Here is a 25,414-nt window from a genome sequence, read left to right on the forward strand (position 1 = left end):
TGGAGTCAACCAGGACGGCTGTCGCTCAGCGCGCGACACCAGTCGTGTAGCGGCAACATTCACCATTCGGCTTGGACGACGGTCGGTTTATCGATACACTGAATCGTGGCGCCATGATCGGGCATTCGCTCCAGTTCACGCGCCGAAAGGGGTGCACGTGGCGGAGAAGGCGACGATCCAACAGGTCGCTGCGGCGGCCGGCGTGTCCACGAGCACCGTGTCCAACGTGCTCAACGGACGATCGAACCGCATGCTGCCGGAGACCCGGGACCGCGTCTTCGAGGCGATCCGCGTGCTCGACTACCGCCCCAACCGCGCTGCACGCCAACTGCGTACGGGCCAGTCGAAGACGATCGGGCTCATCGTGCCTTCGGTCAGCAACCCGTTCTGGGGTGCCTTCGCCCGCGAACTCGAGCAGGCGGCGCTCGGAGACGGCTACAACGTCCTGCTCGGTAACAGTGAGCGAAACCCCGAACGTGAGCGCGGGTACGTCGAGGAGCTGTGGGACAACGGTGTGCGCGACATCGTGCTCTGCACGTCGCTGCCCTCACTCGATCATCTGGCGTCGTTCGTCGAACGCGGCCTGCACCTCATCCTCTTCGACCGGCCCGTGCAACCTGGCGATCCACCGCTCGTCGCAAGCATCGGGGTCGACAACTTCATCGGTGGCAGTATCGCCACGACGCATCTGACCGAGCTCGGGCACCGCCGTCTGGCCTTCGTCTCCGGGTCGCAGCGATCGGTGAACCGCACGGTCAGACACGCCGGGTTCGTCGCGGCGATCCAGGAGGCCGGTCTCGATGTCGCCGACATGCCGGTGTGGCCCGGCCTGCCTGAGGGCGTGGAAGAGCTCGAGGCGCCGGAGGTCGGACGTCGAGCGGTACATGAACTGTTCGCGAGCGGCGAGCCACCGACCGCCATCATCGCGATCAACGACATGACCGCTCTCGGGGCCTGCAAAGGACTGCGCGACCTCGGGTTGCGCGTCGGGGCGGACGTGTCCGTCGTCGGCTTCGACGACATCCCCCTCGCCGACCTCGTGTCCCCGTCGCTGACGACGGTGCGTCAGCCGATCGCCCGTATGGCATCGCTCGCAGTCGAGCAGGTGGTCTCTCGCGAGCGCGCGGCGGATCGCGAGTCGACGCCGGCCGTCCTGCTGCGTCCGGAGCTCATCTCACGGGACTCGACCGCCGCCGTCCGCTGAGGCTCGACCGGTGGAGGCGTCGTGCTCTCCCCTACGCTGGCGGGGTGAGCGATTCCATCCTGAGCCAGCATGTCGTGTCCATCATGAGCTACAACATCCGCACCGCCGTCGCGCAACAGGGCCACGAGTGGGTCGATCGGGCACCGATGGTCTCGCAGATCATCGCCCGCAACGCGACGGACCTCATCGGCCTGCAGGAGGTCCAGGAGCATCAGCTGCACGACCTGCTGCCGAGCCTCGCCGAGTACGACTGGTTCGGACAGGGTCGCGACGGCGGACCGACCGGCGAATTCGGGCCGGTGTGCTTCCGACGCTCGCGCTTCGAACAGCTCGATGCCGGTGAGTTCTGGCTGTCGGACACCCCCGAGGTCGCGGGTTCCAACACCTGGCCCTCGCTCTACCCGCGCTTCGTCACCTGGGTTCGCCTGCGCGAACGCATCACGGGTGACGAGCTCGTGTTCGCGAACACCCACCTGGACCACGACTCCTCACCCCACGGCGACGATGTCCGCTCACGCAGCGCTGCCCTCATCGTCGAGCGCTTCTCCGAGATCGACGTGCCGATCATCCTCACCGGAGACTTCAACACGGTGGGCGGCTCCACGACCCACGACACGTTCGAGCAGGCGGGTTTCCTCGACCTCTCCGACGGAGCGTCTGACGGTGTCGGCACATTCCACGACTACGGTCCGCAGCACGACGGGACCCTGCGCATCGACTGGGTGCTCGCCCGCGCGGGTTCGGCCCCGCGCCGCGCGTCTGTCGCGACGATCGAGGCCACCGTCGATGACCATTCGCCCGCCCCGGAAGCGAGCGACCACTTCCCGATCGTCGTCCGCGCCCAGCTCGTCGCATAGACCTCGCGGGGGGCGACTCTGCGAACCGGCCGGGTATCCGCCATACTTTCCCGATGGACGCGCTCAACGATCTGATCCTCAACGGCGGCGATCTCCTCTGGACGTGGGCGGTGCTGCCCGTCCTGGCACTACTGGGCATCTACTTCACGGTCCGCTCGGGCGTCGTCCAGTTCCGGCTCATCCCCGAGATGTTCCGCACCCTCACCAACAAGACCCCACTCGGTGCCGACGGTAAGCCACAATCCGTCTCGGCGTTCCAGGCGTTCACCATCTCCGCAGCCTCCCGCGTCGGAGTCGGCAACATCGCCGGTGTCGGCACAGCGATCGCGATCGGTGGACCCGGGGCAGTGTTCTGGATGTGGACGATGGCGTTCATCGGCGGCGCATCGAGCTTCGTCGAGTCCACGCTCGGTCAGCTGTTCAAGGTGCGCGACAAGGACGGCTTCCGCGGCGGCCCCGCCTATTACATGCAGCACGGCCTCAAAGCCCGCTGAATGGGGATCCTGTTCGCGGTCATCCTCATCGTCTGCTTCCCGTTCGCGTTCAGCTCGCTGCAGGCCAACACCATCAGCGCGACGGTGTCGTCCAGCTTCGGCGGTGATGTCGGCTGGATCCCGTGGGTCGTCGGCATCGTGCTCGCAATCCTCACCGCACTCGTGGTCTTCGGCGGCATCCGTCGAATCGCGAGCGTGACTCAGGCCGTCGTCCCGGCGATGGCACTCGGCTACCTGATCCTCGGCCTCGTCATCGTCGGCATGAACATCGACCAGCTGCCCGTCGTGTTCTCGTCCATCTACACGCAGGCGTTCGGCTTCAACGAGGTCGTCGGCGCGGCGCTCGGCACGATCATCATGACCGGCGTGAAGCGCGGCATGTTCTCCAACGAGGCCGGCCTCGGATCCGCCCCGAACGCCGGTGCCAGCGCCGCAGTCACCCACCCGGTGAAGCAGGGTCTCGTCCAGACGCTCGGCGTCTACTTCGACACATTCCTGGTCTGCTCGATCACGGCGTTCATCATCCTCGTCTCCAGCCCCGACCTCACGAGCGCGACCCGGGGAATCGGGCTCACCCAGAACGCCATCGTCGGCAACCTCGGCGAGTGGTCGAACATCCTTCTCAGCATCATCATCTTCCTGCTCGCGTTCAGCTCGATCCTCGGCAACTATTACTACGGCGAATCGAACATCGAGTTCATCTCATCGAGCCGCCGCGTGCTGCAGACGTACCGAATCCTGGTCGTCGTCGTCATCTTCCTCGGATCGATCGCATCGGCCGACATCATCTGGAACACGGCGGACGGCATCATGGGTCTCATGGCGCTCGTGAACCTCGTCGCGATCGGGCTGCTGTCGGGTGTCGCGTTCAAGCTCCTGAAGGACTACAGCGCCCAGCGCAAGCAGGGCCGCGACCCGGTGTTCACCCGCGATCTCCTGCCCGGTGTGACCGGCATCGAATGCTGGCAGGACGCGCTGAGCGTCACCGGCCCGCTCCCCGTCCAGGAGGCTCGCGAGCACGCCTGACGGCGTCGCCGATTCTGCCCGCCGCCGCCAGTCGCGCCCCACCAGTAGCACCTGAGGTACTCGCATGTCCCAACCGAAGCATCGCGGAGGCCTGCCTGAAGACCAAGCACCGCACATCATCTGGCGCGGCATCCGTCAGACCCTGCAGCGGGACACCGTCGGCGGCGCACTCCTGCTTGGCGCGACCGTGCTCGCGCTCGTGTTCGCGAACTCGCCGCTGTCGGACTTCTACAGCAGCGTCCGTGACTTCACGTTCGGCCCTGAGGCGCTCCACCTGAACCTCTCCGTCGGTACATGGGCCGCAGACGGACTGCTCGCGATCTTCTTCTTCGTGGTCGGGCTCGAGCTGAAGGAGGAGTTCGTCGCAGGGCGGCTCAGCAATGTCCGAACGGCGATCCTCCCGATCACGGCGGCCGTCGGCGGTGTCGCGCTCCCTGCGATCATCTACACGCTCGTCAACCTCAACGCCGGAGCCGATGCGCTCCAAGGGTGGGCGATCCCCGCTGCGACCGACATCGCCTTCGCTGTCGCCGTCATCGCGGTCGTCGGCAAGAACCTGCCGCCCGCGCTCCGGACCTTCCTGCTGACCCTCGCAGTGGTCGACGACCTCCTGGCGATCACGATCATCGCGGTCTTCTACACCGACGAGATCGCGTTCGCTCCGCTCCTGATCGCCCTCGTGCCGCTCGCGCTGTTTGCCGTCGCCGTGCAGCGGGGAGTCCGGGCGTGGTGGATCCTCATCCCGCTTGGCGTCACGGTGTGGGCGCTCGTGCACGCTTCGGGCATCCACGCGACCGTCGCCGGCGTCCTGCTCGGTTTCATGGTGCCGGTGATCGAGACGAAGCGGGCGCGCGTTCCGGCGGGTGTCGACGCCGCGGGGCGGCAGCTGTACGACGGACTCGCCGCCCACTTCGCCGATCGGTGGAGTGTCGTGTCGACGGCCGTCGTCGTGCCCCTCTTCGCGTTCTTCGCCGCCGGTGTCGCAGTCGGTGGACTGTCCGGCCTTGCGGAATCTCTCCAGGACACGATCGCGCTCGGCATCATCGCGGGGCTCGTCCTCGGCAAGGCGATCGGGATCACCGTCACGACCTTCCTCGTCACGCGCATCCCGGGGCTCAGGCTGGATCCGAGCATCAGCTGGATGGACATGATCGGCATGGCTTTCGTCGCGGGCATCGGATTCACCGTGTCCCTCCTCGTCGGCGAGCTGTCCTTCGGCGTGGGGAGCGAGGCGGATGACCACGTGAAGGTCGGCGTGCTGACCGGTTCGCTCATCGCGGCGATCATCGGCGGGACCATCCTGAGCATCCGGAGCCGGCGAGCGGGGAATCGGGCAGCATAGAGCGGGCGAGGTCCGCCCCATATCCAGGAGTATCGATGTCTGTCGTCACGTTGATCCGATCCGAAGCACTGTCGGACGCCGCAGAGTACGCCTACGCGTCATCCGTTCCGGCGAGCGCCCGGCTGCTGTTCCTCGCCGGGTCGTGCCCGCTGAACCTCGACGGCTCCACCGCTGCGGTCGGCGATGTCGCCGGGCAGGCCGCGAAGTGCGTCGAGAACCTCGTGATCGCGCTCGAAGCCGCCGGCGCCACGCTCGCCGACGTCGCGAGCACACGCGTCCTCGTCGCGTCGTCGAAGCAGGCCGACCTCGTCGCCGCGTGGGAGGTCGTGCGCGCCGCGTTCGGCGACCACGATGTGCCGAGCACGCTCCTCGGGGTCACTGTCCTCGGCTACGACGACCAGCTCGTCGAGATCGAGGCCACCGCCGCCGTCACGTGAGGCGTCAGCTCTCGGCGGACGGGGTCGTTGCGAGGATCGCGAGCCCGGCGATCGATGGCACCAGCGGGAACGCGGCACCCAGCGCCGGATCCACGCCGGCGAGGAGCGATCCGGCGAGCGCCCCGGCCACGAGCATGAGGATCGCCGCGACTCGGATGAGGTGATGGTCGTGCACTCCGTCGGCGAGACTCTGCATGAGACTCGTGAGCGTGCCGGTCACGAACGTGGTCGTCACGCCTGCTCGGTTCTCGATGCGCCTGGCAACGACCGTCTGGCCGGCCATCGCGAGCGCCGAGAGGGAGACGAGCACGCAGATCGCGAAGCCGCCGGGTGATGCCGGGAGCGTCAGCCAGATGCCGAGGACGCAGAGCTGCGAGACGACCGCTGCAGCCAGGACGGCGACGAGGCGCCTGGGCGGTGCGGCCGGGTCGCGGTCATGGGAGATCGTGACCATCCGCGTGAACCGGAACGCCAGATACGTGCCCACGGAGAAGAGGAGCACCGCAACCGTCGCTCCGAGCAGCACCTCACCGAAGTCCGGTCGGCTCGTGAGCCCTGCCAGGACGAAGTTGCCGGTCATGTTCGCCGTGAACACACCACCGAGCTGGAGGAACGCGAACGCGTCGGTCGCGCCGGCCGCGAACGACAGCACGAGCGTCATCGCCGCGATCATGCCGGAGCGGGTGACCCGCTGCCGTGCACGTTCCGGCGACTGGGACATCATGCGAACAGATCGGTGAGAAACGTCAGCTGCAGCGCCTGCTGCACCGGCCCGCCACCCTCATGGCCGTTGTACGGGTAGACGGCGATGTCCTTCGTGACGCCGGCGTAGTGGTTGAACGCGGCGTAGACGGTCGACGGTGGGCAGACAGCATCGCACAGCGCGACCGAGAAGAGTGTCGGCGCCGTCGCCCGCGCCGCGAAGTTGGTGGCGTCGAAGTAGGACAGCGTGCGGAACACTTCTTCCTCTGCACCTCGCCTGCTGATCAAGTACGTCCTCAACTCCGCGAACGGGCTGGCGTCGGTGATCTGCAGAGCCCGCCGGTAGTGCGAGAGGAACGGCACGTCCACGAGCGCACCCGCGAGACCGTCGCTCAGACCCGCGGCTGCCAGGGCGATGCCGCCGCCCTGGCTGCCACCGGGGACCACGACTCGCGCAGGATCGGCCTCGGGGAAGCTGCGGACGGTGTCGACGGCGAGGGCCGCATCCGTGAACACGCGACGGTAGTAGTACGTCTCGCGGCTGTCCAGCCCGGCGCTCATCTTCCCGGCGACCTGCGGACCACTGCCCGACGGGTGCATCGTCCACTGGTGCGCGAGTCCACGGCCGCCGCTGTATCCGATGTAGTGGACGATGCACGGCAGCGGCTCGGTCGCTCCGGCCGGGCGGATGAACCACCCCTTGATCTGGTCGCCGTCGTACCCGGAGAAGGTGATGTCCTCGACGATCAGGCCGGTGAGCTCAGGGTTCGTGCGCTCACGAGCGGCCGGCCGTGCGAGCGCGCGCGACGAACGGAGCGTGTCCGTCCAGAAGGAGTCGAAGTCCGAAGCCTCCTCGCGGTCGGGCAGGTACTGCTGCAGCTGTGCGAGCGGGAGGTCGAATTGCGCCACTGGTCACCCTCGAATCGTGTGGTCGGGCGGAGTCGCGTGCTGTCGGGTCTCTCGGCCCCGCTGCACTCCGGTCTCGCAGGGCCATCCACAGCGTACCGGGCGCGGTCGGCGGCGCTGCCGGCACGTGCAGTCACGCTGATCCGATGCGATCGCCACTGCGGGCGGCCCGCTTTCACGAACGCAGAGCCCCTGTCGGAGCAGTGTGCCCGAGCGCCTCCCGAAGCCGAAGTCTCGCCCGCTGGTAGCGGCCGCGAGCAGTCGACTCGCGAATGCCGAGCACCTGCGCCGCCTCGATCACGGCGAACCCGTCCCAGAGCACGAGCCTGACGATTTCTGCCTGATCATCCGGCAGATCAGCGATGGCCGACCGTACTTCGAGACTCACGTCGTCGGGCTCATCCGGTGGGAGCGTCCGCAGGTACTCGCCGAACCTCGCGGTCAGCGCGTCGCGTCGGGCGGTACTGCGATGCAGGTTCGCCAGCGTCCGGCGTGCGACGCCGAACAACCACATGCGTGCGCGTTCGGGGTCCAGCGGCATCCGGTCGACCCGACGCCACGCAACCACGAACGTCTCGCTGAGTACGTCGGCTGCGTCCGCCGGGGTGCGCACACGGCGGCCGATGAAACTGAGGAGATCCGCCGCATTCGCCTGGTGAAGTGCCTCCAACCTGACATGACGTGCGTCGCGTCTCGATGCGGTCATCGCGCACCACCATCCGGCGTTCCGGCGCATTCGGCGGCCATTTCGAGCGACGTCCCTTGTCGGAGGTAGCCGCCGTCGTGGAAGGCCGACTGGATCCTCTCCGCCATGAGGTCCGCTGCAACGAGACCCCGTGAGACGGCGGGAGGTGGCGTGGCACCGGTCGATTCCGCTTCGGCGATCAGTGGCGCTCGTCGCTCCTGTTCGCGCGCGTATGCAGCGTCGACCTCAGCGATGGTGATGGATTCGACCGCGCGGTCCCAGTCGAGCTGCGTCAGGAACACCCGAGCCTCCGCCGTGCGCCGATCCGCCTCGGCATCGCTGACGTTCCGATACTCGGGCAGTACCCGCGCGACCACCTGACACGTCGTGTCCCCCTCGACGATGCTGAAGCTGCGCTGCACCGCCGCTTCAGGTGCCCAGCCCACCCAGGCGAGCATGGAGGGTCCAGCCGTCGCGGCGGTCACGCCGATGCCCACGATTCCGATGCCGATCGCGAAGCCTGCGAACACCTTCCGCAGCCGATTGCCCGGCCGCACACCCTTCGACTCGATGGCGACGGTCTGCGCGAGGAATCGCGCTCGATCTGCAGCCCCCGTCTCGTCACCCAAACCACGCGGTGCAGCTCCGCGTACGAGCTCATCCAGATCGTCCATGTCCCACCCTTTCCGGCGATGCCTTCAGAGAAGACATGTCCGGCTGCGGCGACAACTTAATCCCGTGAGGAGCAATACTTTTAATCCCGTGAGGAGCATTACTTCGCTGGCTGCACGCCCTCGCGAGCCGTGGGCACTCACACGGTGACCTCGAGTTCCACCATCGCTCTACCGCCAGGCCGCATCTCTGTGATGTCGAATCCGTCGGCCACCGCTGCGTCGGCACTCGGGAAGATGAGGCGCGCCTTGAACGTCGGGTCTGGGAAGCCATATCGCCGAAGCTGCTCGACTCGCACATCGTCACTCAGGGGAATGTGGAAGACATCCTGGACGCGTTCCCGGAGTTCGTCCTGGCAGGTCGACCCCACCCCGGCATAGCCGCAGGTCGAGACGTCTCCCTCGAGCAGAGAGCTGTACGTCCCCTGGAACGATCCGAGGAGCAGACCGAGCAGCGCGACGACTCCGACCCCTCCGGCGACGAGCGCGAGGACCGTGACGATCACCTGGCGCACGGTCCGCGGGGTCCGCGGGACGTGGGGTGCGGCGTCAGGGAACAGATTCTCCAGGGCCATGGGGGCTCGTCCGCTCGAAGCGCGTTACTCGACGATCAGCTTGGCGATGGCGCGGCTCGGAGGCACGACCTCGCCGTTGTTGCTGCCACCGATGACCTTGCCCTCGCGACGGTCGTAGACGAGGTCGAACTCCGTGACCTCGTCCCTCACCCAGGCACCGATCCAGCCAGTGGCCGTCTCCCCTGCCGGCACGGCCTGCAGAGGCGAGTACCCGGCCGCAGACATCGGCGTGGTGAGTACCTCAGGGTTGCCCATCCCCAGCGTCACGTAGTCGAGGTTCACGTCACGAGCCGTGATCGACACGACGGAGGGGTGCACGCTGCCGCCGTACTCGTCGCCTGCCTCCAGACGGACCTGGACCAGGATCGGACGGACTCCGGCTGTGGACCCTTCGGGTGCCGGGAAATCCGTGACGATCGCGAGCGCCGTGACCTTCGTGCCGTCGACCTCGTCGGCCAACGTCTGCTTCACGAGCGGGGTGCTGGGCGGCTGCGACGCCGTCGGCGAGGCCGATGCGACTGGCGTCTCGCCGGCACCGCCGGAAGCGGAACACCCTCCGAGAGCGAGGGCGGAGGCGGAGACAAGAGCGACGAGGGCCGTGCGATGGAGAGTGAGTCTCATGCCTCAATTCTGTCATCAGCCGCCAGACTTCACCGGAACCACGTCGTGGATCGAGCCCGCTTAGCCGACGATTGCTCGATAAAAGCCCTGTTCAGAAGTTGATTCTGCCCGATGATGAATGTCAGTGGTCCATGTTGGAATGGTCCCATGTCCAACACGTCCCACGCCGCCGGTCCGGTCGCCTCCGACCCTGCCGGAACCCTCGGCGCAGTGCTCGCCGAGCTCATGGAGACGTGGTCCGGTGCACTCGACCCGATCCGACCCGGCGCCGATGCGTTCGAGCAGATCGAGGGCATGAACGACTCGGGCCTCGTCCGAGTGCTCGACCAGATCGGCACAGCCCGGCAGGTGCTCGACGTGCTCGCGGCTCATGTCATGGGTGGGGTCGCGGAGCGCTCCCGCCCACTGGTGGATCGCGACCCTCTCACACGGCGGTACGGCTGCGCCAACCCCACGGTGTTCCTCGCCGAACGGTGGCGCATCCACCGAGGGCAGGCGTCGTCGATCGTCGCCGTCGGGAGTGCGATCACTCCGACCCGCTTCATCGACGGCGAACTCAGCGAGAGTGACTATCCCGAGATCGCCAGCGCGATAGAGCACCGCATGGACGACGCTCGCGAGCACTCCAGGGCACCGCTCAGTATCGATGCGGCCGCTACCTTCATCCGCGAGCTCCGGACCGTGCCTTCGCATGTCGACACGGAGCGCCTGCACGCCACGCTCCGGCTCGGCATCGAGCACAGCACCGGCGCACCGCTGCAGGAGGTCATCGGCATCGCGAAACTCATCCGGACCAGCCTCGACCAAGACGGCCGGATGCCTCGCGAGCAACGCCTTCGCGAGCAACAGCGCTGCACCCTCCGCGAACGCCATGACGGCATGACCGAACTCCACGCCCTCCTCGCCCCAGAGGCCGCCGCCTGGGTCCGCGCCGGCATCGACGCCCTCGTCGGCAAACAGCTGCGGCAGAAGGTCCGCTTCATCGACGCCAGCCGAGATCACCGGTCCGCGCCCGGCGAACCGCAAGCCGACAGCGCCCTTGACGACACGTCGATGGAAACCCTCGCCGCGGTCACCACGTCACCGAGCCCGTTCGACGACGACTTCGTGCCGCCCACGGACATTCCCGACCACCGCACCCTCGAGCAGCACCGGGCCGACGCGCTCACGGACATCTTCCGCCACGCCGGCAGCTGCAGCACCGCCGTCACCGAACTCGCGCCGGTGAGCCTCGTCGTCCGCATCGACCTCCACGACCTGCGCACTGAGGACACGTTCACCCACACCGGCACCGCCACGATCGACGGCATCTCCGAACCGGTCACCGCCGCGACCGCCCGCCGTCTCGCAGCGGACGCACGCATCATCCCCATCGTCCTCGGCGGGAGGTCCGAAGTCCTCGACCTCGGCGTCGGCACCCGTCTCTTCACGAGAGCACAGAAGATCGCCCTCGCCGAACGCGACGGCGGCTGCGCGTGGACGGGTTGCACTCACCCGCCCACCTACACCGAAGCCCATCACCTCCGATGGTGGTCGAACGGCGGAGCAACCGACCTCGACAACGGCATCCTGCTCTGCAGCTTCCATCACCATCGCATCCATAACGACGGCTGGCAGATCACCGTGCACGACAACGTGCCCTGGTTCATCCCACCGCCGAGTGTCGATCTGCGCCAGACACCTCGCCGCGGCGGCAGAGCTCGAATCGCCGCTTGATCCCGACCCCTGACAGCCCCGAGGGTGCTCGCCGCCCCCGAGCGTCTCGCGACGACCGCGGTACCGAATCGTTCAGACGGTCGCCTTGCCGCGTCGTCTCTCCCGCGACGCCCTCCAGGCGCCGGTCGACCAGAGCGCCCAGACGACGAGGACGGGTTGGAAGACCAGCCTGATCCCGCGAGCGAGGTCGGTGTCGAGTCCGAACGCATCGGTACCGCGGACGAACTGCTCGATGTTGCCCGGGAACACGGCAGCGAAGAACGCCGCGACGATCCAGCCGATCGCCACGCGATACCGCGGGAGCACGATCAGCGACAGGCCGAGCATGATCTCGACGATGCCGGACCCGACGACGACCACGTCCACCGGTAGCGGCAGCCACTGCGGCACCTGGGCGACGAACGACTGGCGCGCGAAGGTCAGATGGCTGACACCTGCGAAGGAGAGCACAGCTCCCAGCAACCAGCGGGCGAGCATCCGGAGGATTCCCATGGTCCGAGCGTAAGTGATCCCGCCGAGCGTTCCTCAGGCGGCCAGATGGAGGGTGCCTGTGAAGCGATCCAGAGGACCTCCGCTTCCACGAACCATCTCGACGACGCCTGTCGCGACCGCCTGTAAGAGGGCCCGCTTCACCGGCGCCAGCCAGAACGACCGGTCCGCGCCCGGCGAACCGCAATCGGACAGCGTCCCTCACCACGCGTCATGTGAAGACCTCGCCGTTCAGCTCGACGGAGCGAGCAGTTCGGCGAGCGCCGTGAGCTGGCGCGCCTGCTGCACCGGGCCGCCGCCTTCGTGCCCGTTGTACGGATACACGGCGATGTCCTTCTGCGTCCCGGCATAGTGGTTGAACGCCGCGTAGACCGTGGACGGCGGGCAGACCGGGTCGGCGAGCGCCACGGAGAACAGTGCGGGCGCGGTCGCTCTGGCGGCGAGGTTCACGCCGTCGAAGTACGAGAGCGTGCGGAACACCGCTTCCTCCGAACCACGGTTCGCCATCATGTACTTGGACAGTTCGGAGAACGGGCTCGAATCGGTGATCTGCAGCGCCCGACGGAAATGGCAGAGGAACGGGACGTCGACGAGGGCGCCGGCGATCCCATCGCTGAGTCCTGCCGCGGCGAGCGCGATGCCACCGCCCTGGCTCCCACCTGCGACGACGACGCGGGCGGAATCCACCTCGGGGAGACTGCGCGCGGCGTCCACGGCGAGGGCCGCGTCGGTGTAGACCCGACGGTAGTAGTAGGTGTCGGGGCTGTCGAGTCCGGCACTCATCTTGCCTGCGATCTGCGGCCCGCTGCCAGCCGGATCCGGCGTCGACCCAGGCCAATTCCCGCTGCCCTGCCCACGGGTGTCCATCACGAACACCGCATATCCGGCCGACGGGAGGAGCGTCCACTGGAGCGCGAGTCCGCGCCCACCGGAATAGCCGATGTAGTTCACGATGCACGGCAGGGGGTCGGTCGCGCCGGCTGGACGGATGAACCACCCCTTGATCGGATCGCCTCCATACCCCGAGAACGTCACGTCCTCGACGATGAGGTTCGCGAGCTCGGGGTTCGTCCGCTCACGAACGACCGGCTGGCCGAGTGCGCGGGACGAGCTGAGGGTGTCGGCCCAGAACGTGTCGAAGTCCGGCGCCTCCTCGCGGTCGGGCAGGTACTGCTGGAGCTGGGCGAGGGGCAGGTCGAATTGCGCCACTGGTCACCTTCGATTCGTGTGGTCGTTGCTCGGTCGTGCATGACGACGGTCGCACCGCCCGATGGTCGGCGGGACTCGACCGGCACACACCTGTTTCAGCGTAGCCGGAGTGCCCGTGCCGGCGGAGCGGGTCGCCGATGGCGCGGTCGCCGGTGGCGTGCCGTCAGAGCCCGCCGGCGACGCGCAGGTTCGCGCCGGTGACGTAGCTCGCCTCGCTCGACAGCAGCCAGGCGACGGCACCGGCGATCTCGTCGGCCTCACCGGCTCGACCCATCGGGACGGTCTCGGCGACCTTCGCCGGACGGTCCGGGTCCCGATGGAACTGGGTCCAGATCGTTCCGGGCGACACGGCGTTCACCCGGATGCTGGGCGCGAGCTCCTTCGACAGCCCGACCGTGAGCGCGTCGACGCCGGCCTTCGCCGCTGCGTACTGCACGTAAGAACCCGGGCTACCAAGGGTGGCGGCTGCTGAGGAGATGTTCACGATCGCGCCGCCGCCCGACCTCGCCAGCGTCGCCTGCGCGTGCTTGCAACAGGCGATGACACCGAACAGGTTGACGTCGATGTCGTGTCGGATGTCGGCGAGGTCGTTGTCCTCGAGCCGGCCGACGGCGGTCGCCGCACCAGCATTGTTCACGACTCCAGTCACGGTTCCGAACTGTTCAGCCGCGGCGAAGAACGCCTCGACCGAGCGCTCATCCACCGTGTCCACCTGGATGCACAGCGCCCGGCCGCCAAGCGTCTGGATCTCGTCTGCGACAGACGTCGCTGAGTCGACATCCGACAGGTAGCCGATCACGACGTCCCAGCCTGCTCGAGCCAGCTTCAGGCTGATCGCCCTGCCGATCCCTCGTCCGCCGCCGGTCACCACTGCCACGTCTCGATCACTCACGCAGCCAGGCTAGCCCCGACGATCGCCTGATATGAATAGCCCGGCGGCCTCGGGCGGTTGAGACGCTCGCGCGCCGCAGACGCTGAGTGAACCGTCGATGAGACTCGCCCGATAGGGTGAAAACGAGCCGAGCACCACCCGCAGTGAACGAAGGAGCACCCATGCCCACCACCGTGACCGGCGTGATCGCCCGATCCCAGGGCGCCCCCGTCGAACTCGTGGACATCGTGGTCCCGGACCCCGGCCCAGGCGAAGCCGTCGTCGACATCGAGACGTGCGGCGTCTGCCACACCGACTACCACTACCGCGAGGGCGGCATCAGCGACGACTTCCCGTTCCTCCTCGGCCACGAGGCAGCCGGCCGGGTGAGCGCCATCGGTGAGGGCGTCACGAACGTGCAGGTGGGCGACTTCGTCGTCTTGAACTGGCGTGCCGTCTGCGGCGAGTGCCGCGCCTGCGTCCGCGCCGAACCCTGGTACTGCTTCAACACTTTCAACGCCACCCAGAAGATGACGCTGGTCGACGGCACCGAGCTGAGCCCGGCGCTCGGGATCGGTGCGTTCGCCGAGAAGACCCTCGTCCACGCCAAGCAGTGCACCAAAGTGGACCCGTCGGCCGACCCAGCAGCGGTCGGTCTCCTCGGCTGCGGCATCATGGCCGGCCTCGGAGCCGCGATGAACACCGGCAACGTCGGCCGAGGCGACTCGGTCGCCGTCATCGGCTGCGGCGGCGTCGGTACCGCAGCGATCGTCGGCGCGAAGCTCGCCGGAGCAAGTACGGTGATCGCCATCGACCGCGATCCGAAGAAGCTCATCAAGGCGGAACAGCTCGGTGCCACCCACGTGATCGACTCCAGCACCCTCGACGAGGACGGCGTGGTGGCGGCCGTCCAGGCACTCACCCACAGCTTCGGTGCCGACGTCGTGATCGACGCAGTCGGCCGACCCGAGACCTGGCGCCAGGCCTTCTACGCCCGCGACCTCGCCGGCACCGTCGTGCTCGTCGGCGTCCCGACACCGGACATGATGCTCGAGATCCCCCTGCTCGACGTGTTCGGTCGCGGCGGCTCGCTGAAGTCCAGCTGGTACGGCGATTGCCTCCCCGAACGCGACTTCCCGATGCTCACCGACCTCTTCCTCCAGGGCTGCCTGCCCCTCGACGAGTTCGTGACCGAGCGCATCGGCATCGACGACATCGAGGACGCCTTCGCGAGCATGGCCAGCGGCGACGTGCTGCGCTCGGTGGTGGTGCTCTGATGACCACACGCATCGACCACCTCGTCACGAGCGGCACCTTCAGCCTCGATGGCGGCACCTGGGACGTCGACAACAACGTCTGGATCGTCGGCGACGACACCGAATGCGTCGTCATCGACGCGGCACATGACGCCGAAGCGATCCTCACGGCCGTCGGCGACCGAACCCTGCGGGCCATCGTCCTGACCCACGCACACGACGACCACATCGACGCCGTCGGCACCCTGCGTGCCGAGACGGGCGCGCCCGTGCTCCTCAACGACGCCGATCGAATGCTCTGGGATGTCGTCTACCCCGATGCCGCACCGAGCGGCACCCTCGTCGACGGCCAGCTGGTGCCGGTCGCCGGCATCGACCTCGAGATCCGCCACACCCCGGGACACTCGCCCGGCGCGGTCTGTATCGTCGCAACGGCGCTCGGAACCGTGTTCACCGGCGACACCCTCTTCAGCGGCGGGCCCGGAGCGACTGGCCGTTCCTACAGTGACTTCCCGACGATCATCGAGTCGATCACAACACAGCTTCTGACCCTCCCTGACGACATGGTCGTGCGGACTGGTCACGGCGACTCGACCACGATCGGCGCAGAGTCACCCCACCTCGACGAGTGGATTGCCCGCGGTCACTGAAGCCGTCGATCACCGGCTCCAGGTCGACCGTCCCCGCCGGTGGCATTTCGCGCGCCGCAGCGTTCCTCCTGTCAAGCGGCCAGGTGGAACGTGTGCGCGAAGCGGTCGAGGAGGTCGCCGCGACCACGCAACACCTCCACCACACCGGTCTCGATCGCACGGTCCGGCGCAAGCTCGCCGGAGATGAGGCGGCGTATGTCGGGCCCGGTGGCGAAGGCGAGGTCCGACGGGCCGTCGCCGCGCCGCACATCCAGGCTCGACCCGTCGACCCGGATCAGGAGCTCGGCGGCACCGACACGCGCCGAGTAGGCGGTCGGCGGAAGTTCGAGGGCGACCTGCTCCCGGAACGCCGTCCGCAGGTCGATCGTCATCGAATCCGGGGTGATGACCTGTTCGTCGCGCGGATCCCCCATGGCCTTGAACCCCCACGCACCGAGCGCGAGCACGACCGGTTCGAGCTCGCGTCCATAGGGCGTCAGCTCGTAGAGGATCACGCGCGAACGCGGCGCCCGACGGATGACGCCGGCCGCCTGCAGCTCCTTGAGCCGCGTCGCCAGGATGTTGGACGGGATCCGCTGGAGCCCCGCCGCGAGCTCGCCGTAGCGACGCGGCCCGACCAGCAGGTCGCGGATGATGAGCAGAGCCCAACGCTCTCCGATGAGCTCGAGTGCCTGGGTGACGCCGCCGTACTGCCCATAGTCACGCACCGCCACTGAGCGCTCAGGCCTGTTCGCTCTGGTACGCCTCGGGGCCCTGCGCTGCTGCCACCGGATCCATGTAGCCGAACTCGATGATGTTGCCGTCGGGGTCCGTGAGCTGACGCTGGTACATGAAACCGTAGTCGGACGCGGGCTGGGCTTCGGTGCCACCCGCAGCGATGCTTGCGGCGACGTTCGCATCCACGAGCTCACGGCTGTCGACGAAGATCGCCGTCGACACCGACACGTTCTCCGCCGGGTTGCCGATGGGCCGCTCGCTGAAGGTCTGGAAGTAGTCGCGCACGAGCAGCATGAAGGCGCTGTGGTCCTCCTCGACGACGACACAGGCGGCGTTGTGGTCGGTGAACTGCGGGTTCACGGTGAAGCCGATGGCCGTGTAGAACTCCTTCGCGCGGTCCAGGTCGGTCACCGGCAGGTTGACGAACATCATCTTCATCGTGCTCTCCTTCTCGTGGGTCACTGCTTCGATACGGACGATACTTGCAAAAAACAAGTGACGCGTCAAGGACGAGTTCCCGCACGGGCCGGCCGCGCTTCACCGATCGGGTACTTGAAGCCGCGGTGCGAGCCCACGAATCCGAGTCGCTCGTAGAAGCGGTGCGCATCGACCCGCGCCTCGTCGGAGGTCAGCTGGACGAGTGACGACCCGATCGTCGGCGCGGCGACATCCGTCACCCACCGCATCATCGCCGAACCGATCCCGCTCGAGCGCTGATCGGCCGCGACGCGGACCGCTTCGACGAGCAGTCGTGTCGATCCACGCCGGGCCATGCCAGGGATCCGGGTCAACTGCATCGTCGCGACGACGCGTGCATCATCGGCGACGAGCAGGATCTCGTTCGACGGGTCTTCGATCAGTTCGGCGAGCGCCCGGGCATACGCAGGGGTATCGGCCGCGTCCGCCTGATCGCCGCGCGCCGCACTGATCGGATCGTCTGCCAGGAGCGCCATGAGTGCGGCGAGGTCGTCCAGGCGTGCACGGCGGAGCGTCACGGACCCGCTACGGCTGGACAACTGGACGGTGAACTGGAGCGCATCGATCATGCCTCCAGCCTCTCACCGACCGACCGTTCACCTCGGCCACGCGACACAGCGACGGGCCGCACCTCCGAAGAGGCGCGGCCCGTCGCATGTTGCCGGACTATCGAACGGGTTCCCGGTCCCGATCGTCCTGCGCGACCCGGATCGATCCGGTCCGAGTCGAGAGCACCGGTTCGACGGTCGGGTTGGCACCACTCGACAGCGACTCACCGAGGACCTCTGCGGGCAGCGACTGCTCACCCTCGGTCTGCTCGATGTGGGTGGCGAGCGGCTTCTCCTGCACGAACATCAGCAGCACGGCCGACACGAGCACGAGCGGCACCATGATCAGGAAGATCGGGGTGAGCGCATCGTTGTACGCGTTGACGATGATGGAGCGGGCCGCCTCCGGAAGCGCCGAGACGGCAGCCGGGGTGAGGGAGTTCAGTCCGTCACTCCCGCCGCTCGCACCGGCCGGCACGCTCGAGGCGAGGATGTCGGTCAAGCGTGAGACGAACAGGCTTCCGACGATCGCGGCACCGAGTGACGAGCCGATCTGGCGGAAGAAGTTGTTCGACGAGGTCGCCGTACCGACGATCGACCTCGGGAACGAGTTCTGCACGACCAGCACCAGGATCTGCATCGACAGCCCGAGACCGAGACCCATCACCGCGAGGAAGGCGCACATGATCCAGATGGCCGTCGTCGCCGTCAGCGTGGAGAGCAGGAACAGCCCGAGTGCCGTGATGAACGAACCGATGATCGGGATCATCTTGTACTTGCCGGTCCGCGAGACGATCTGTCCTGAAGCGACGGAGGCGATGAGCAGGGAGCCCATCATCGGGATCATCAGGAGACCCGCAGCGGTCGCGCCGACGCCGGTGACCATCTGCAGGTAGGTCGGCATGTACGCCAGCGCCCCGAACATCGCCACACCGGTGATGAGGCCTGCGCCGGTCGTGAGGGTGAAGTTGCGGTTCTTGAACAGCTTCAACGGGATGACCGGCTCTGCCGCCCGGCTCTCGATCCAGACGAACAGTCCGCCGAAGACGACGGTGCCGATGATGAGGCCGATGATGACGGGCGAGTCCCAGTCGTAGGTGTTGCCACCCCAGGTCGTGAAGAGGACGAGGCTCGTCACTGCGAGCGCGAGCACGATCATGCCCGGGTAGTCGATCTTCGGTTTCGCGTATGTGCGTTTCGGCAGCTTCAGGAAGAAGATCGCCAGCACGATGGCGAGTGCACCGAGCGGGATGTTCATCCAGAACGCCCACCGCCAGCCGGGTCCGTCGGTGAAGAACCCACCGAGCAGCGGGCCGGCGACGCTGGACACGGCGAAGACCGCGCCCATGATGCCGTTGTACTTGCCGCGCTGACGTGCCGGGACCACATCGGCGATGATCGCCAGGGCGAGGATCATCAGTCCGCCGCCACCGAGGCCCTGAACCGCACGACCGGCGATCAGTGTCGCCATCGAGTCGGCGAGACCACCCATGACGCTCCCGACGAGGAAGATGCCGATCGCGATGATGAACAGCCACTTCCGGCCGATCAGATCGCCGAGTTTGCCGTAGACGGGCATGACGATCGTCGAGGCGAGGATGTAGGCGGTGGTGACCCACAGCATGTGCTCCACACCGTCGAGCTGGCCGACGATCGTCGGCAGGGCGGTGCTGAAGATGGTCTGGTCCAGCGATGCGAGGAGCATCGCCACCATGAGTCCGGCGAACACGAGCAGCACGCTGCGCGTCGACGGACCTCCCTCGACCGGCTCCTGCCGGGTGGCGGCTTTCGCCGACCTGTCGTTCGTGGATGTCATCGAAGTTTCTCCAATACGGTTCTGAGCGACGCGAGGGTGTGCTCGTAGTTCTCGCGGGGATCGACGCGCGCCGACTCCGGATGCTGGGGGTGGACGCCGGGGTCCGAATCGCTGTGATCGACCCATCGGCGGACGCTGGCTCGCACGGTGGCGAGGCAGATGCTGAGCAGGATGCGGGCTTCCTCGCGGCGTTCCGTGTCGGTTCCGGCAGCGAAGCGTTCGTCGGTCGCCAGCCAGCCGGCGACGATCTCGCTGAGCTGCTCCTCGAGCTCCGCGACCCGGACCATCTGACGGGTCATGAGCTGCGGGAAGGTGAGGAGCACCGTGCGCTTGAGGTCCGACTTCCGCTTCGGCCCGCCGCCTGCTTCGAACATCGCGTAGATGAGGTCGAAGAGCGACACGAGCGGGTCGCCCGAATATTCGCGATCCTTCGCGAGCTCGGCCGAGACGGCGACCTCGTCGAAACCGAGGACGGCGTCCTCCTTCGCGGGGAAGTAGTTGAAGAACGTCCGCGTGGACACGCCGGCTCGCTCGCTGATCGCGTCGATGGTCGTCGCCTCGAGCCCATGCTCCAGCACGAGTTCCGCCGCCGCCACGTGGATGGCTTCGGACGTCTGCGCACGCTTGCGCTCGCGCAGGCCGCCGCTCGCCGACGGAGCGCCCTCATGGATCTCAACTTTTTGCATAACTGTATTTTTGCACGCTCCGCAAACTTACACAATGCGCACTTTTGTATTCGTGCAGTGTTTTCTCAGGATTGGCGGCGGTACGGCTTCGACGGCGGCTCAGCGTCAGCGGCGACTCAGGCCTCAGCGGCGAGCGAGCGCCGATGACGCCACCAGCAGCCCGAGCGCTCCGGCACCGATGGCGATGATGGCTCCCGCCGTTCCGATCGACTGGATCAATACCCCGGCGAGGGCACTGCCAGCGGCAGCTCCCACGTTGTGTCCTGTGTTGACCCAGGTCGTTGCGGCGTTCTGCTGGTGCTCACCGCCCGCCACATGCGCGGCGACGTAGGCCACGATCATGACCGGAGAGAAGAACAGTCCCGCGGCAGCCAAGACGACGCTCACGGCAGCAACTCCGCTGACCGCGACGATCGACGACGACGCGAGGAGCAGGAGTGTCGCGAGAACGACGAGTTGTCGTGCGGGCGAGCCAGGCACCTTCAGCGCACCGAAGAGCAGACCTCCCAAAGCGCTGCCACCGGCGAACAGGCCGAGGGCGATCCCTGCCGCAGCCGATCCGCCGTACTCGGCGAGGACGACTGGAATCGCCACGCTGATCGTTCCGGACACCGCTCCCGCGACAAGGACGGGGAGGAGCAGACCCACGAATCGCGGTCGGAGCAACAGGGATGACCCACGATCGACCGACGGAACGCTCCGGTCGCGAGCACCCATTCCGCCAACTGTCGGTGTGGCGACGAAGAGCAGCCCGCCGACGATCACCAGCGCTGCCGGGACGAAGAGCGCAGCTCCCGGAGCGACGACGACGAGCGCGAAGCCCGCTGCAGCCGGACCCGCGAGGTAGAGCAACTCCTCGACGACGGCATCGAGACTGAGCCCCTTCCGCAGCAGGTCGCCAGTGGGCGCGAGCCTGCCCCAAGCGACGCGCATGGTCGGGCCGAGAGGTGGAGCGAACGCGCCGGCGATCCCCGCAAGCAGGATCAGCAGGGAACCGCTGTCCGATGTGAGCGCCGCGATCGCGAGCGTGGTGATCGTGCCGCCGAATGCGACCGTCAGCGCCGCGAGGACGCGACGCGCACCGTATCGATCGATGAACCACGCACGAATCGGAGCGAGGAAACTCGCTGTGGCGCCATACAGCGCGACGGCGACACCGGCGAGCGCGATCGACCCGGTCGCGTCCGAGACCGCGTAGAGCAATGGCAAGAGCACGAGTGCGTAGGCGGCGCGTCCGATGATCGCGACGCCGAAGGTGAGAGGGACATGGGGCAGTGTGAGCACGTCGAGGTACCGTGCTGTCCGAGCGGACGACATGACGAGAAGACTCCAGGCTGAAGGGCACGCCGAGTGGCGTGTGAGTGATGGGATCAGGAAGCTGCGCGCCCCTCGAATGGGCGCGGCGCCTGATCAATCACGAACTGAAGACATGTGGGCAGTCTACGGGCGGTGATCCCGGCAGTCCGATGCGCTTCGTCCGGAACTGGGATAGTTGACGGGTGAACTACGACCTCAGCGTCCCCGCCCGACGTGACATCAAGCAGCTGTCGGCAGCCATCGAAGCAGCGGAGGACGGTGGGACGGTCCAGGCGCGTCTCAGCGTCACCCGCTATGGAACCTTCGACCTCGTCGGCCGTGCGCGTCGCTCGCCCATCCTCGGCGGGCTCATGGTCTCCGGGACCGCGCTCGACCAGAACGGCAAACCCTCGAAACCGCTACAGGTTCTCGAGGCCGTCGCAGACCTGGACGCCGTGGAGCCGGACGCAGCGGCCGTCGCCACGCAGCTCGCGGCACTCACGCACGGCGACCTCGTCACGGCGCGCTTCTCCGACACGTCGTATGGCGACTTCGGCGTCACCGGTATCGCAGTGTGGTCCGTCCCCGGAGCGACCTTCATCGTCGGAGGCTGGCTCATCGGTGCGGCCGAGTCCCCCGCCCCGCGCCTCACCGAACTCGTCCGCCTCGCGCCCGTCGGCGACCACCCGTGGCCCGTCCCCGCGCAGATCACCGTCGTCGGCGAAGACATCGGCATCGACTGAGGACGTTCGTTCGCCCATCTTTGGGCGAGGGGGCGCTCGCTCACCCAAACATGGGCGAACGGGAGCCGCGGTAGACGATGATGAGACGGCGTTCGTCTCCTCGCTCGACGAGGTGCAGGAACTCGTGCAGGAGACCTTCATCACCGCGTGGAAGAAACGAGCGGGCATCCGCATCGTCGACACGTCGGTGCTGCCCTGGCTCCTCGTCACGTGCCGCAATCACGCTCAGAACCATCGGAGGCGGCGGTCGAGACACGCGGTCGACGAGCTCCCCGACATCGCGACGCTCCGGACCGATCACGACATCGCGCGCGAGCGTCTGGACGTCGTCATGTCCGAGATCGACGCCCTGCCCGAACTCGATCGCCTCGTGTGTGAACTGTGTCTCATCGAAGGCCGCTCGTATCGCGAGGCCGCGGCACTGGTAGGCGCGTCGGTCGGGAGCGTGGCGAAACGGTTGGAACGTGCGCGAGCACGACTGCGGAAGGCGGTGGCAGCCCATGACGAGTGACGACACGACCAGAGACGCCGAGTTCTCGGCCATGCTCGCGAACGCACGGACGACGGTCCTCACGGCGACCCGCACACGTCCCGTCCGCCGACGAGTCCCCGTTATCGCTGCGACCACCGTCCTGCTCATCGGCTGCGGCACCGCCGCCGGTGTCGCCGTAGCCGGGCATTCCGGTGCTGAGACATATGTGGGACCGACAGCCATCGACGTCCCCGCGCCAGACCAGGCGGCCAGCGCGCTCATCGTCACGTTCACCTGCATCGACCCGGGCGACTATCGCGTGAGCGTCGAAGGCGCACCGAACGGGACGATGCAGGGCACCTGCACCGCGGGCGAGCCCGGCGGTGAACGCTTCGGCTTCCAGATCGCCGCCATCGGTGAGGTCACCGTCGCCGCTCAGCGCATCGACATCTCCATGCCGGAGGGCGCCCGCTTCAAGCTCGAGCGCTGGTATCAGGTTCCGACGGCGACGACGGCCACGGCCAAGCCGGAGCTGCCGGGTGATGCGACCGCCGACCCCGACTCCTATCCCATCCCCGACCCGATGACCGAGGAGCAGCTCATGAATCTCGCCGCCGCCTCGGATGCCCAGCTGATCGCCGCCATGCAAGAGCGCTACGCCGACTTCACCGTTCCACAGGTCGCCCGCGAACGATTCGTCCTCGAGCCGGAATGGGCAGAGGTCATGGCGGCGTGTCTGACCGAGGCCGGCTACCCGACCACCGTCGAGGGGGAAGGGCTGCGCAACGACCGGCCGACCGGCGCCGCCGAGGATCAGCCGTGGGACACCGCTCTCACCGCGTGCTCAGTGCAATTCCCGAAGGATCCGCGCTACAGCGTGCCGGTCAACGCACAGCAGCTCACCTTCCTCTATCAGTACCTGGTCACTGTCGCGATGCCGTACATCCAAAAGCTTGGCGGCACGGTCTCTCCGCCGCCGAACCTGACGGACTTCATCGCCGACTATCGCGTCGGTGAGAACTGGACGCCCTTCTGGAACGTGAGCGGCGAGTTCGACCGCACCGCGATGCTCGAACTCCCGCAAGTGCCCGAGGGCTTCTACGGCGCGGATCTGGCGCGCGAGGAGCGGGCGTACCGCGACGGGCGATAGTCGGATCGCTTCACTCGGCGCGGGGAACCCACCATGGGTACCGCTCCCCATTCAGTCGGGCACGATGCGCCCGTAGTCTCGACGCGTTCGACCACCGTCACGAGAGGAACACATCATGACCACACGAACGATGCGCAACAAGATCGCCGTTGCTGGAGCCGCACTCGGGCTCGCCATCTCGGCATCCGTCGGGGGGATCGCGACTGCGGCCCCCGCTGCAGCGGCCGGCCAATGCGTCGACTACCAGTACTCCGCGGGCGGCGACGGCGGGTGCGTCGCCAACATCCAGACCCTCCTCAACGCGTTCAAGATCAACGGTCCGTCCGGCTACACCCAGCTCGATGTCGACGGAGCGTTCGGGGCACAGACCCAGTCCGCGGTCGTCGCGTTCCAGACGTACTGGGGCCTGCAGGCCGACGGCGTGGTGGGCGCTGAGACCTGGAACATCCTCTGCGGCCCGCAGATGGGCCCCGGCCCGATCGCCTGGTACCCCTACGACGCTGCGCGGGCATCGGGCTGCAACATCTGACCGTCCGCCGAGCGGCTGTTATCGACAGCAACCTTCGTCGGAGGCGCGCATCACGAACTCTTGGTCCCGCAGGGTGGCACCGGAGGCACCGTCCTGACCGGATCGCCCCACACGATTCGTCCAGCGACGCGGGCCTAGCGTTGGGGGATGCTCGGTCCTGGAATCTCCCGTCGCCTGCGCGCCTCGGTGACGGTGGTCATCGTGGCGGCAGCGGCCATCGGGCTGTCCGGCTGCTCGCCTGAGCAGATCGAGCAGCGGTCGGACGACGCAGCCATCCAGGCGCAGCTCGACTACGTGCACGCGCATTGGGACTCCTACAACGACGCGGAGTACGGCGCCCTGCCGGACTCGGATTGTGTGAATTTCGCCAGTCAGTCGCTCATCGCCCGGGGCTGGCAGATGGATGACGACTGGTGGTTCGACACCGATGCCGACGGCGATCCCGAGTATGCGGACGCATGGGTGAGCTCGACGCTGTTCGAGCGCTATCTGCAAGCACATCCGGAGCGCGCCACGGAACTCGCGGCGACCGACCTCACCGATCTCCAGCTCGGTGACCTGGTGCAGTTCGACTGGGACGATTCAGGCGACGAGGATCACACCGGCATCGTGACGCGCATCGTGGGCGACGGCGCAGATCGTCAGGTGTACTTCGCCGGACACACACTCGATTCCCACTACCGTTCGGTGACGAACGCGACCACGGTGAAGTATCCCGGCGCGCGCGTCACCTACTGGCATCTGGCCGAACCGACGTCCTGAACCCTGGGCCCAGCGGGCGGTCTACTGGTGCGGCGGGCGGCGGATCGCGATGTTCTTCGCCTCTTCGAAGGTGTCGACGTGGATCCATTCGGGCGGGCTGGGTGCGACGATCAGGACGTCGAACCCTGGTTCACGGCCTTCCACGTAGGCGAGGCAGCAGTCCGGAGTGCCGGGTTCGTTGCCGTTTGAGATCCTCCACTGACGGGTTCCGATGGGGACCACGTACGGGAGGTGGGACTGGTGTCGTTCCACTGGTGACGGTGAGTCGAGCGACACTGCTTGACGAGCGTGCTTCGTTACCATGCGGTCAGGTTACGGCCGCCGCCGGAGTTCACTCCGCGGCTTGATTTCCCAGGCGCGTGATGGGTGAGGCTGTTGCGGCGACGAGTTGCGTCGATGCCCGCTCTCCAGCACCGCAAGACTCCGCACTGGCCGACACTCGTTGCGCTTAAGATGATGTGCAGGCCGTCCGGACAGGCGGCCACCCATGACATCGGAGGCAGGTGG

Annotated in this window: 28 protein-coding genes and 1 pseudogene; 13 read left to right on the forward strand and 16 right to left on the reverse strand. The window is 67.3% G+C overall.

The window, feature by feature from the left end; translation table 11 throughout:
• The first annotated feature begins 157 nt into the window (after positions 1–157).
• The 5 genes and pseudogenes from ABMA10_RS21075 (at position 158) to ABMA10_RS21095 (ending at position 5,360) form a co-directional block, all read left to right on the forward strand.
• Positions 158–1,204: a LacI family DNA-binding transcriptional regulator gene (locus ABMA10_RS21075; protein ID WP_347869817.1), complete on the forward strand. Its 1,047-nt coding sequence runs from the start codon at positions 158–160 to the stop codon at positions 1,202–1,204.
• A gap of 44 nt (positions 1,205–1,248) precedes the next feature.
• On the forward strand, positions 1,249–2,061 hold the full coding sequence (locus ABMA10_RS21080; RefSeq protein ID WP_347869818.1) for an endonuclease/exonuclease/phosphatase family protein: 813 nt from the start codon (positions 1,249–1,251) through the stop codon (positions 2,059–2,061).
• A 188-nt stretch (positions 2,062–2,249) separates the two neighbouring features.
• Positions 2,250–3,581 (forward strand): annotated as a pseudogene (locus ABMA10_RS21085) (alanine/glycine:cation symporter family protein).
• A gap of 64 nt (positions 3,582–3,645) precedes the next feature.
• On the forward strand, positions 3,646–4,923 hold the full coding sequence (nhaA, locus tag ABMA10_RS21090; protein WP_347869819.1) for a Na+/H+ antiporter NhaA: 1,278 nt from the start codon (positions 3,646–3,648) through the stop codon (positions 4,921–4,923).
• 35 nt (positions 4,924–4,958) lie between these two features.
• Positions 4,959–5,360: a RidA family protein gene (locus tag ABMA10_RS21095; RefSeq protein WP_347869820.1), complete on the forward strand. Its 402-nt coding sequence runs from the start codon at positions 4,959–4,961 to the stop codon at positions 5,358–5,360.
• 4 nt (positions 5,361–5,364) lie between these two features.
• Here ABMA10_RS21095 and ABMA10_RS21100 read toward each other — a convergent pair whose 3' ends face one another.
• The 6 genes from ABMA10_RS21100 to ABMA10_RS21125 form a co-directional block, all read right to left on the reverse strand.
• The gene (locus ABMA10_RS21100; protein WP_347869821.1) at positions 5,365–6,084 is read right to left on the reverse strand and encodes a YoaK family protein; all 720 of its coding nucleotides are present in this window, start codon (positions 6,082–6,084) and stop codon (positions 5,365–5,367) included.
• Positions 6,081–6,971, reverse strand: a complete 891-nt coding sequence (locus ABMA10_RS21105) for an acetylxylan esterase (RefSeq protein WP_347869822.1) — start codon at positions 6,969–6,971, stop codon at positions 6,081–6,083. Before ABMA10_RS21105 ends, ABMA10_RS21100 begins: the two co-directional genes overlap by 4 nt.
• Before the next feature lie 172 nt (positions 6,972–7,143).
• Positions 7,144–7,674, reverse strand: a complete 531-nt coding sequence (locus tag ABMA10_RS21110; RefSeq protein WP_347869823.1) for an RNA polymerase sigma factor — start codon at positions 7,672–7,674, stop codon at positions 7,144–7,146.
• Positions 7,671–8,327, reverse strand: a complete 657-nt coding sequence (locus ABMA10_RS21115; protein ID WP_347869824.1) for a hypothetical protein — start codon at positions 8,325–8,327, stop codon at positions 7,671–7,673. Before ABMA10_RS21115 ends, ABMA10_RS21110 begins: the two co-directional genes overlap by 4 nt.
• A 137-nt stretch (positions 8,328–8,464) precedes the next feature.
• Positions 8,465–8,899, reverse strand: a complete 435-nt coding sequence (locus ABMA10_RS21120; RefSeq protein WP_347869825.1) for a hypothetical protein — start codon at positions 8,897–8,899, stop codon at positions 8,465–8,467.
• 24 nt (positions 8,900–8,923) lie between these two features.
• Entirely contained in the window at positions 8,924–9,520 is a 597-nt protein-coding gene (locus tag ABMA10_RS21125; protein ID WP_431030982.1) for a hypothetical protein, read from the reverse strand.
• 147 nt (positions 9,521–9,667) lie between these two features.
• Between ABMA10_RS21125 and ABMA10_RS21130 the strand changes: the two genes are divergently transcribed.
• Complete coding sequence (locus ABMA10_RS21130; RefSeq protein ID WP_347869828.1) at positions 9,668–11,236, forward strand: HNH endonuclease signature motif containing protein; 1,569 nt, start codon at positions 9,668–9,670, stop codon at positions 11,234–11,236.
• A 72-nt stretch (positions 11,237–11,308) separates the two neighbouring features.
• On the opposite strand, the gene ABMA10_RS21135 is transcribed toward ABMA10_RS21130, so the two are convergent.
• From ABMA10_RS21135 to ABMA10_RS21145, 3 genes are all read right to left on the reverse strand, one after another.
• Positions 11,309–11,728: a DoxX family protein gene (locus ABMA10_RS21135; RefSeq protein ID WP_347869829.1), complete on the reverse strand. Its 420-nt coding sequence runs from the start codon at positions 11,726–11,728 to the stop codon at positions 11,309–11,311.
• A 228-nt stretch (positions 11,729–11,956) separates the two neighbouring features.
• On the reverse strand, positions 11,957–12,934 hold the full coding sequence (locus ABMA10_RS21140; protein ID WP_431030983.1) for an acetylxylan esterase: 978 nt from the start codon (positions 12,932–12,934) through the stop codon (positions 11,957–11,959).
• A 163-nt stretch (positions 12,935–13,097) separates the two neighbouring features.
• Positions 13,098–13,826, reverse strand: a complete 729-nt coding sequence (locus tag ABMA10_RS21145) for an SDR family NAD(P)-dependent oxidoreductase (protein WP_431030984.1) — start codon at positions 13,824–13,826, stop codon at positions 13,098–13,100.
• 161 nt (positions 13,827–13,987) lie between these two features.
• Between ABMA10_RS21145 and ABMA10_RS21150 the strand changes: the two genes are divergently transcribed.
• Both ABMA10_RS21150 and ABMA10_RS21155 read left to right on the forward strand, forming a co-directional pair.
• The gene (locus tag ABMA10_RS21150) at positions 13,988–15,082 is read left to right on the forward strand and encodes an S-(hydroxymethyl)mycothiol dehydrogenase (protein ID WP_347869831.1); all 1,095 of its coding nucleotides are present in this window, start codon (positions 13,988–13,990) and stop codon (positions 15,080–15,082) included.
• Positions 15,082–15,711, forward strand: coding sequence for an MBL fold metallo-hydrolase (locus ABMA10_RS21155; protein ID WP_347869832.1), 630 nt, complete (start codon positions 15,082–15,084; stop codon positions 15,709–15,711). The genes ABMA10_RS21150 and ABMA10_RS21155 overlap by 1 nt, the downstream gene beginning before the upstream one ends.
• A 71-nt stretch (positions 15,712–15,782) precedes the next feature.
• Here the strand turns inward: ABMA10_RS21155 and ABMA10_RS21160 are convergent, their stop codons facing one another.
• From ABMA10_RS21160 to ABMA10_RS21185, 6 genes are all read right to left on the reverse strand, one after another.
• Positions 15,783–16,424 carry a winged helix-turn-helix transcriptional regulator gene (locus ABMA10_RS21160; protein ID WP_347869833.1) on the reverse strand — a complete coding sequence of 214 codons (642 nt, stop codon included), beginning with the start codon at positions 16,422–16,424 and terminating at the stop codon, positions 15,783–15,785.
• A gap of 7 nt (positions 16,425–16,431) precedes the next feature.
• Positions 16,432–16,866, reverse strand: coding sequence for a VOC family protein (locus ABMA10_RS21165; protein ID WP_347869834.1), 435 nt, complete (start codon positions 16,864–16,866; stop codon positions 16,432–16,434).
• A gap of 65 nt (positions 16,867–16,931) precedes the next feature.
• Positions 16,932–17,474: a GNAT family N-acetyltransferase gene (locus ABMA10_RS21170; protein ID WP_347869835.1), complete on the reverse strand. Its 543-nt coding sequence runs from the start codon at positions 17,472–17,474 to the stop codon at positions 16,932–16,934.
• Positions 17,475–17,571: 97 nt separating this feature from the next.
• Positions 17,572–19,269, reverse strand: coding sequence for an MDR family MFS transporter (locus ABMA10_RS21175; protein WP_347869836.1), 1,698 nt, complete (start codon positions 19,267–19,269; stop codon positions 17,572–17,574).
• Entirely contained in the window at positions 19,266–19,955 is a 690-nt protein-coding gene (locus ABMA10_RS21180) for a TetR family transcriptional regulator (RefSeq protein WP_347869837.1), read from the reverse strand. Before ABMA10_RS21180 ends, ABMA10_RS21175 begins: the two co-directional genes overlap by 4 nt.
• A gap of 123 nt (positions 19,956–20,078) precedes the next feature.
• On the reverse strand, positions 20,079–21,272 hold the full coding sequence (locus tag ABMA10_RS21185) for an MFS transporter (RefSeq protein WP_347869838.1): 1,194 nt from the start codon (positions 21,270–21,272) through the stop codon (positions 20,079–20,081).
• Positions 21,273–21,454: 182 nt separating this feature from the next.
• On the opposite strand from ABMA10_RS21185, the gene ABMA10_RS21190 reads away from it, so the two are divergent.
• The 5 genes from ABMA10_RS21190 (at position 21,455) to ABMA10_RS21210 (ending at position 24,907) form a co-directional block, all read left to right on the forward strand.
• Positions 21,455–21,994: a hypothetical protein gene (locus tag ABMA10_RS21190; protein WP_347869839.1), complete on the forward strand. Its 540-nt coding sequence runs from the start codon at positions 21,455–21,457 to the stop codon at positions 21,992–21,994.
• 16 nt (positions 21,995–22,010) lie between these two features.
• Positions 22,011–22,505, forward strand: coding sequence for an RNA polymerase sigma factor (locus ABMA10_RS21195; RefSeq protein ID WP_347869932.1), 495 nt, complete (start codon positions 22,011–22,013; stop codon positions 22,503–22,505).
• Positions 22,495–23,616: a hypothetical protein gene (locus ABMA10_RS21200; protein ID WP_347869840.1), complete on the forward strand. Its 1,122-nt coding sequence runs from the start codon at positions 22,495–22,497 to the stop codon at positions 23,614–23,616. Before ABMA10_RS21195 ends, ABMA10_RS21200 begins: the two co-directional genes overlap by 11 nt.
• A gap of 115 nt (positions 23,617–23,731) precedes the next feature.
• Positions 23,732–24,145, forward strand: coding sequence for a peptidoglycan-binding domain-containing protein (locus tag ABMA10_RS21205; RefSeq protein ID WP_347869841.1), 414 nt, complete (start codon positions 23,732–23,734; stop codon positions 24,143–24,145).
• A gap of 147 nt (positions 24,146–24,292) precedes the next feature.
• The gene (locus ABMA10_RS21210) at positions 24,293–24,907 is read left to right on the forward strand and encodes an amidase domain-containing protein (protein WP_347869842.1); all 615 of its coding nucleotides are present in this window, start codon (positions 24,293–24,295) and stop codon (positions 24,905–24,907) included.
• 21 nt (positions 24,908–24,928) lie between these two features.
• Here ABMA10_RS21210 and ABMA10_RS21215 read toward each other — a convergent pair whose 3' ends face one another.
• Positions 24,929–25,210: a hypothetical protein gene (locus ABMA10_RS21215; RefSeq protein ID WP_347869843.1), complete on the reverse strand. Its 282-nt coding sequence runs from the start codon at positions 25,208–25,210 to the stop codon at positions 24,929–24,931.
• Positions 25,211–25,414 lie beyond the last annotated feature (204 nt).

Source organism: Plantibacter sp. RU18 (genome assembly GCF_050613355.1).
Taxonomy (GTDB): Bacteria; Actinomycetota; Actinomycetes; order Actinomycetales; family Microbacteriaceae; genus Plantibacter.

What these genes read in the sequence shown, in the direction of transcription:
- nhaA (WP_347869819.1), top strand. Translation starts at nt 3,646, where the DNA reads ATGTCCCAACCGAAGCATCGCGGAGGCCTGCCTGAAGACCAAGCACCG.
- ABMA10_RS21095 (WP_347869820.1), top strand. Translation starts at nt 4,959, where the DNA reads ATGTCTGTCGTCACGTTGATCCGATCCGAAGCACTGTCGGACGCCGCA.
- ABMA10_RS21100 (WP_347869821.1), bottom strand. Translation starts at nt 6,084, where the DNA reads ATGATGTCCCAGTCGCCGGAACGTGCACGGCAGCGGGTCACCCGCTCC.
- ABMA10_RS21110 (WP_347869823.1), bottom strand. Translation starts at nt 7,674, where the DNA reads ATGACCGCATCGAGACGCGACGCACGTCATGTCAGGTTGGAGGCACTT.
- ABMA10_RS21115 (WP_347869824.1), bottom strand. Translation starts at nt 8,327, where the DNA reads ATGGACGATCTGGATGAGCTCGTACGCGGAGCTGCACCGCGTGGTTTG.
- ABMA10_RS21120 (WP_347869825.1), bottom strand. Translation starts at nt 8,899, where the DNA reads ATGGCCCTGGAGAATCTGTTCCCTGACGCCGCACCCCACGTCCCGCGG.
- ABMA10_RS21125 (WP_431030982.1), bottom strand. Translation starts at nt 9,520, where the DNA reads ATGAGACTCACTCTCCATCGCACGGCCCTCGTCGCTCTTGTCTCCGCC.
- ABMA10_RS21130 (WP_347869828.1), top strand. Translation starts at nt 9,668, where the DNA reads ATGTCCAACACGTCCCACGCCGCCGGTCCGGTCGCCTCCGACCCTGCC.
- ABMA10_RS21135 (WP_347869829.1), bottom strand. Translation starts at nt 11,728, where the DNA reads ATGGGAATCCTCCGGATGCTCGCCCGCTGGTTGCTGGGAGCTGTGCTC.
- ABMA10_RS21150 (WP_347869831.1), top strand. Translation starts at nt 13,988, where the DNA reads ATGCCCACCACCGTGACCGGCGTGATCGCCCGATCCCAGGGCGCCCCC.
- ABMA10_RS21155 (WP_347869832.1), top strand. Translation starts at nt 15,082, where the DNA reads ATGACCACACGCATCGACCACCTCGTCACGAGCGGCACCTTCAGCCTC.
- ABMA10_RS21165 (WP_347869834.1), bottom strand. Translation starts at nt 16,866, where the DNA reads ATGAAGATGATGTTCGTCAACCTGCCGGTGACCGACCTGGACCGCGCG.
- ABMA10_RS21170 (WP_347869835.1), bottom strand. Translation starts at nt 17,474, where the DNA reads ATGATCGATGCGCTCCAGTTCACCGTCCAGTTGTCCAGCCGTAGCGGG.
- ABMA10_RS21175 (WP_347869836.1), bottom strand. Translation starts at nt 19,269, where the DNA reads ATGACATCCACGAACGACAGGTCGGCGAAAGCCGCCACCCGGCAGGAG.
- ABMA10_RS21180 (WP_347869837.1), bottom strand. Translation starts at nt 19,955, where the DNA reads ATGCAAAAAGTTGAGATCCATGAGGGCGCTCCGTCGGCGAGCGGCGGC.
- ABMA10_RS21185 (WP_347869838.1), bottom strand. Translation starts at nt 21,272, where the DNA reads ATGTCGTCCGCTCGGACAGCACGGTACCTCGACGTGCTCACACTGCCC.
- ABMA10_RS21200 (WP_347869840.1), top strand. Translation starts at nt 22,495, where the DNA reads ATGACGAGTGACGACACGACCAGAGACGCCGAGTTCTCGGCCATGCTC.
- ABMA10_RS21205 (WP_347869841.1), top strand. Translation starts at nt 23,732, where the DNA reads ATGACCACACGAACGATGCGCAACAAGATCGCCGTTGCTGGAGCCGCA.
- ABMA10_RS21210 (WP_347869842.1), top strand. Translation starts at nt 24,293, where the DNA reads ATGCTCGGTCCTGGAATCTCCCGTCGCCTGCGCGCCTCGGTGACGGTG.
- ABMA10_RS21215 (WP_347869843.1), bottom strand. Translation starts at nt 25,210, where the DNA reads ATGGTAACGAAGCACGCTCGTCAAGCAGTGTCGCTCGACTCACCGTCA.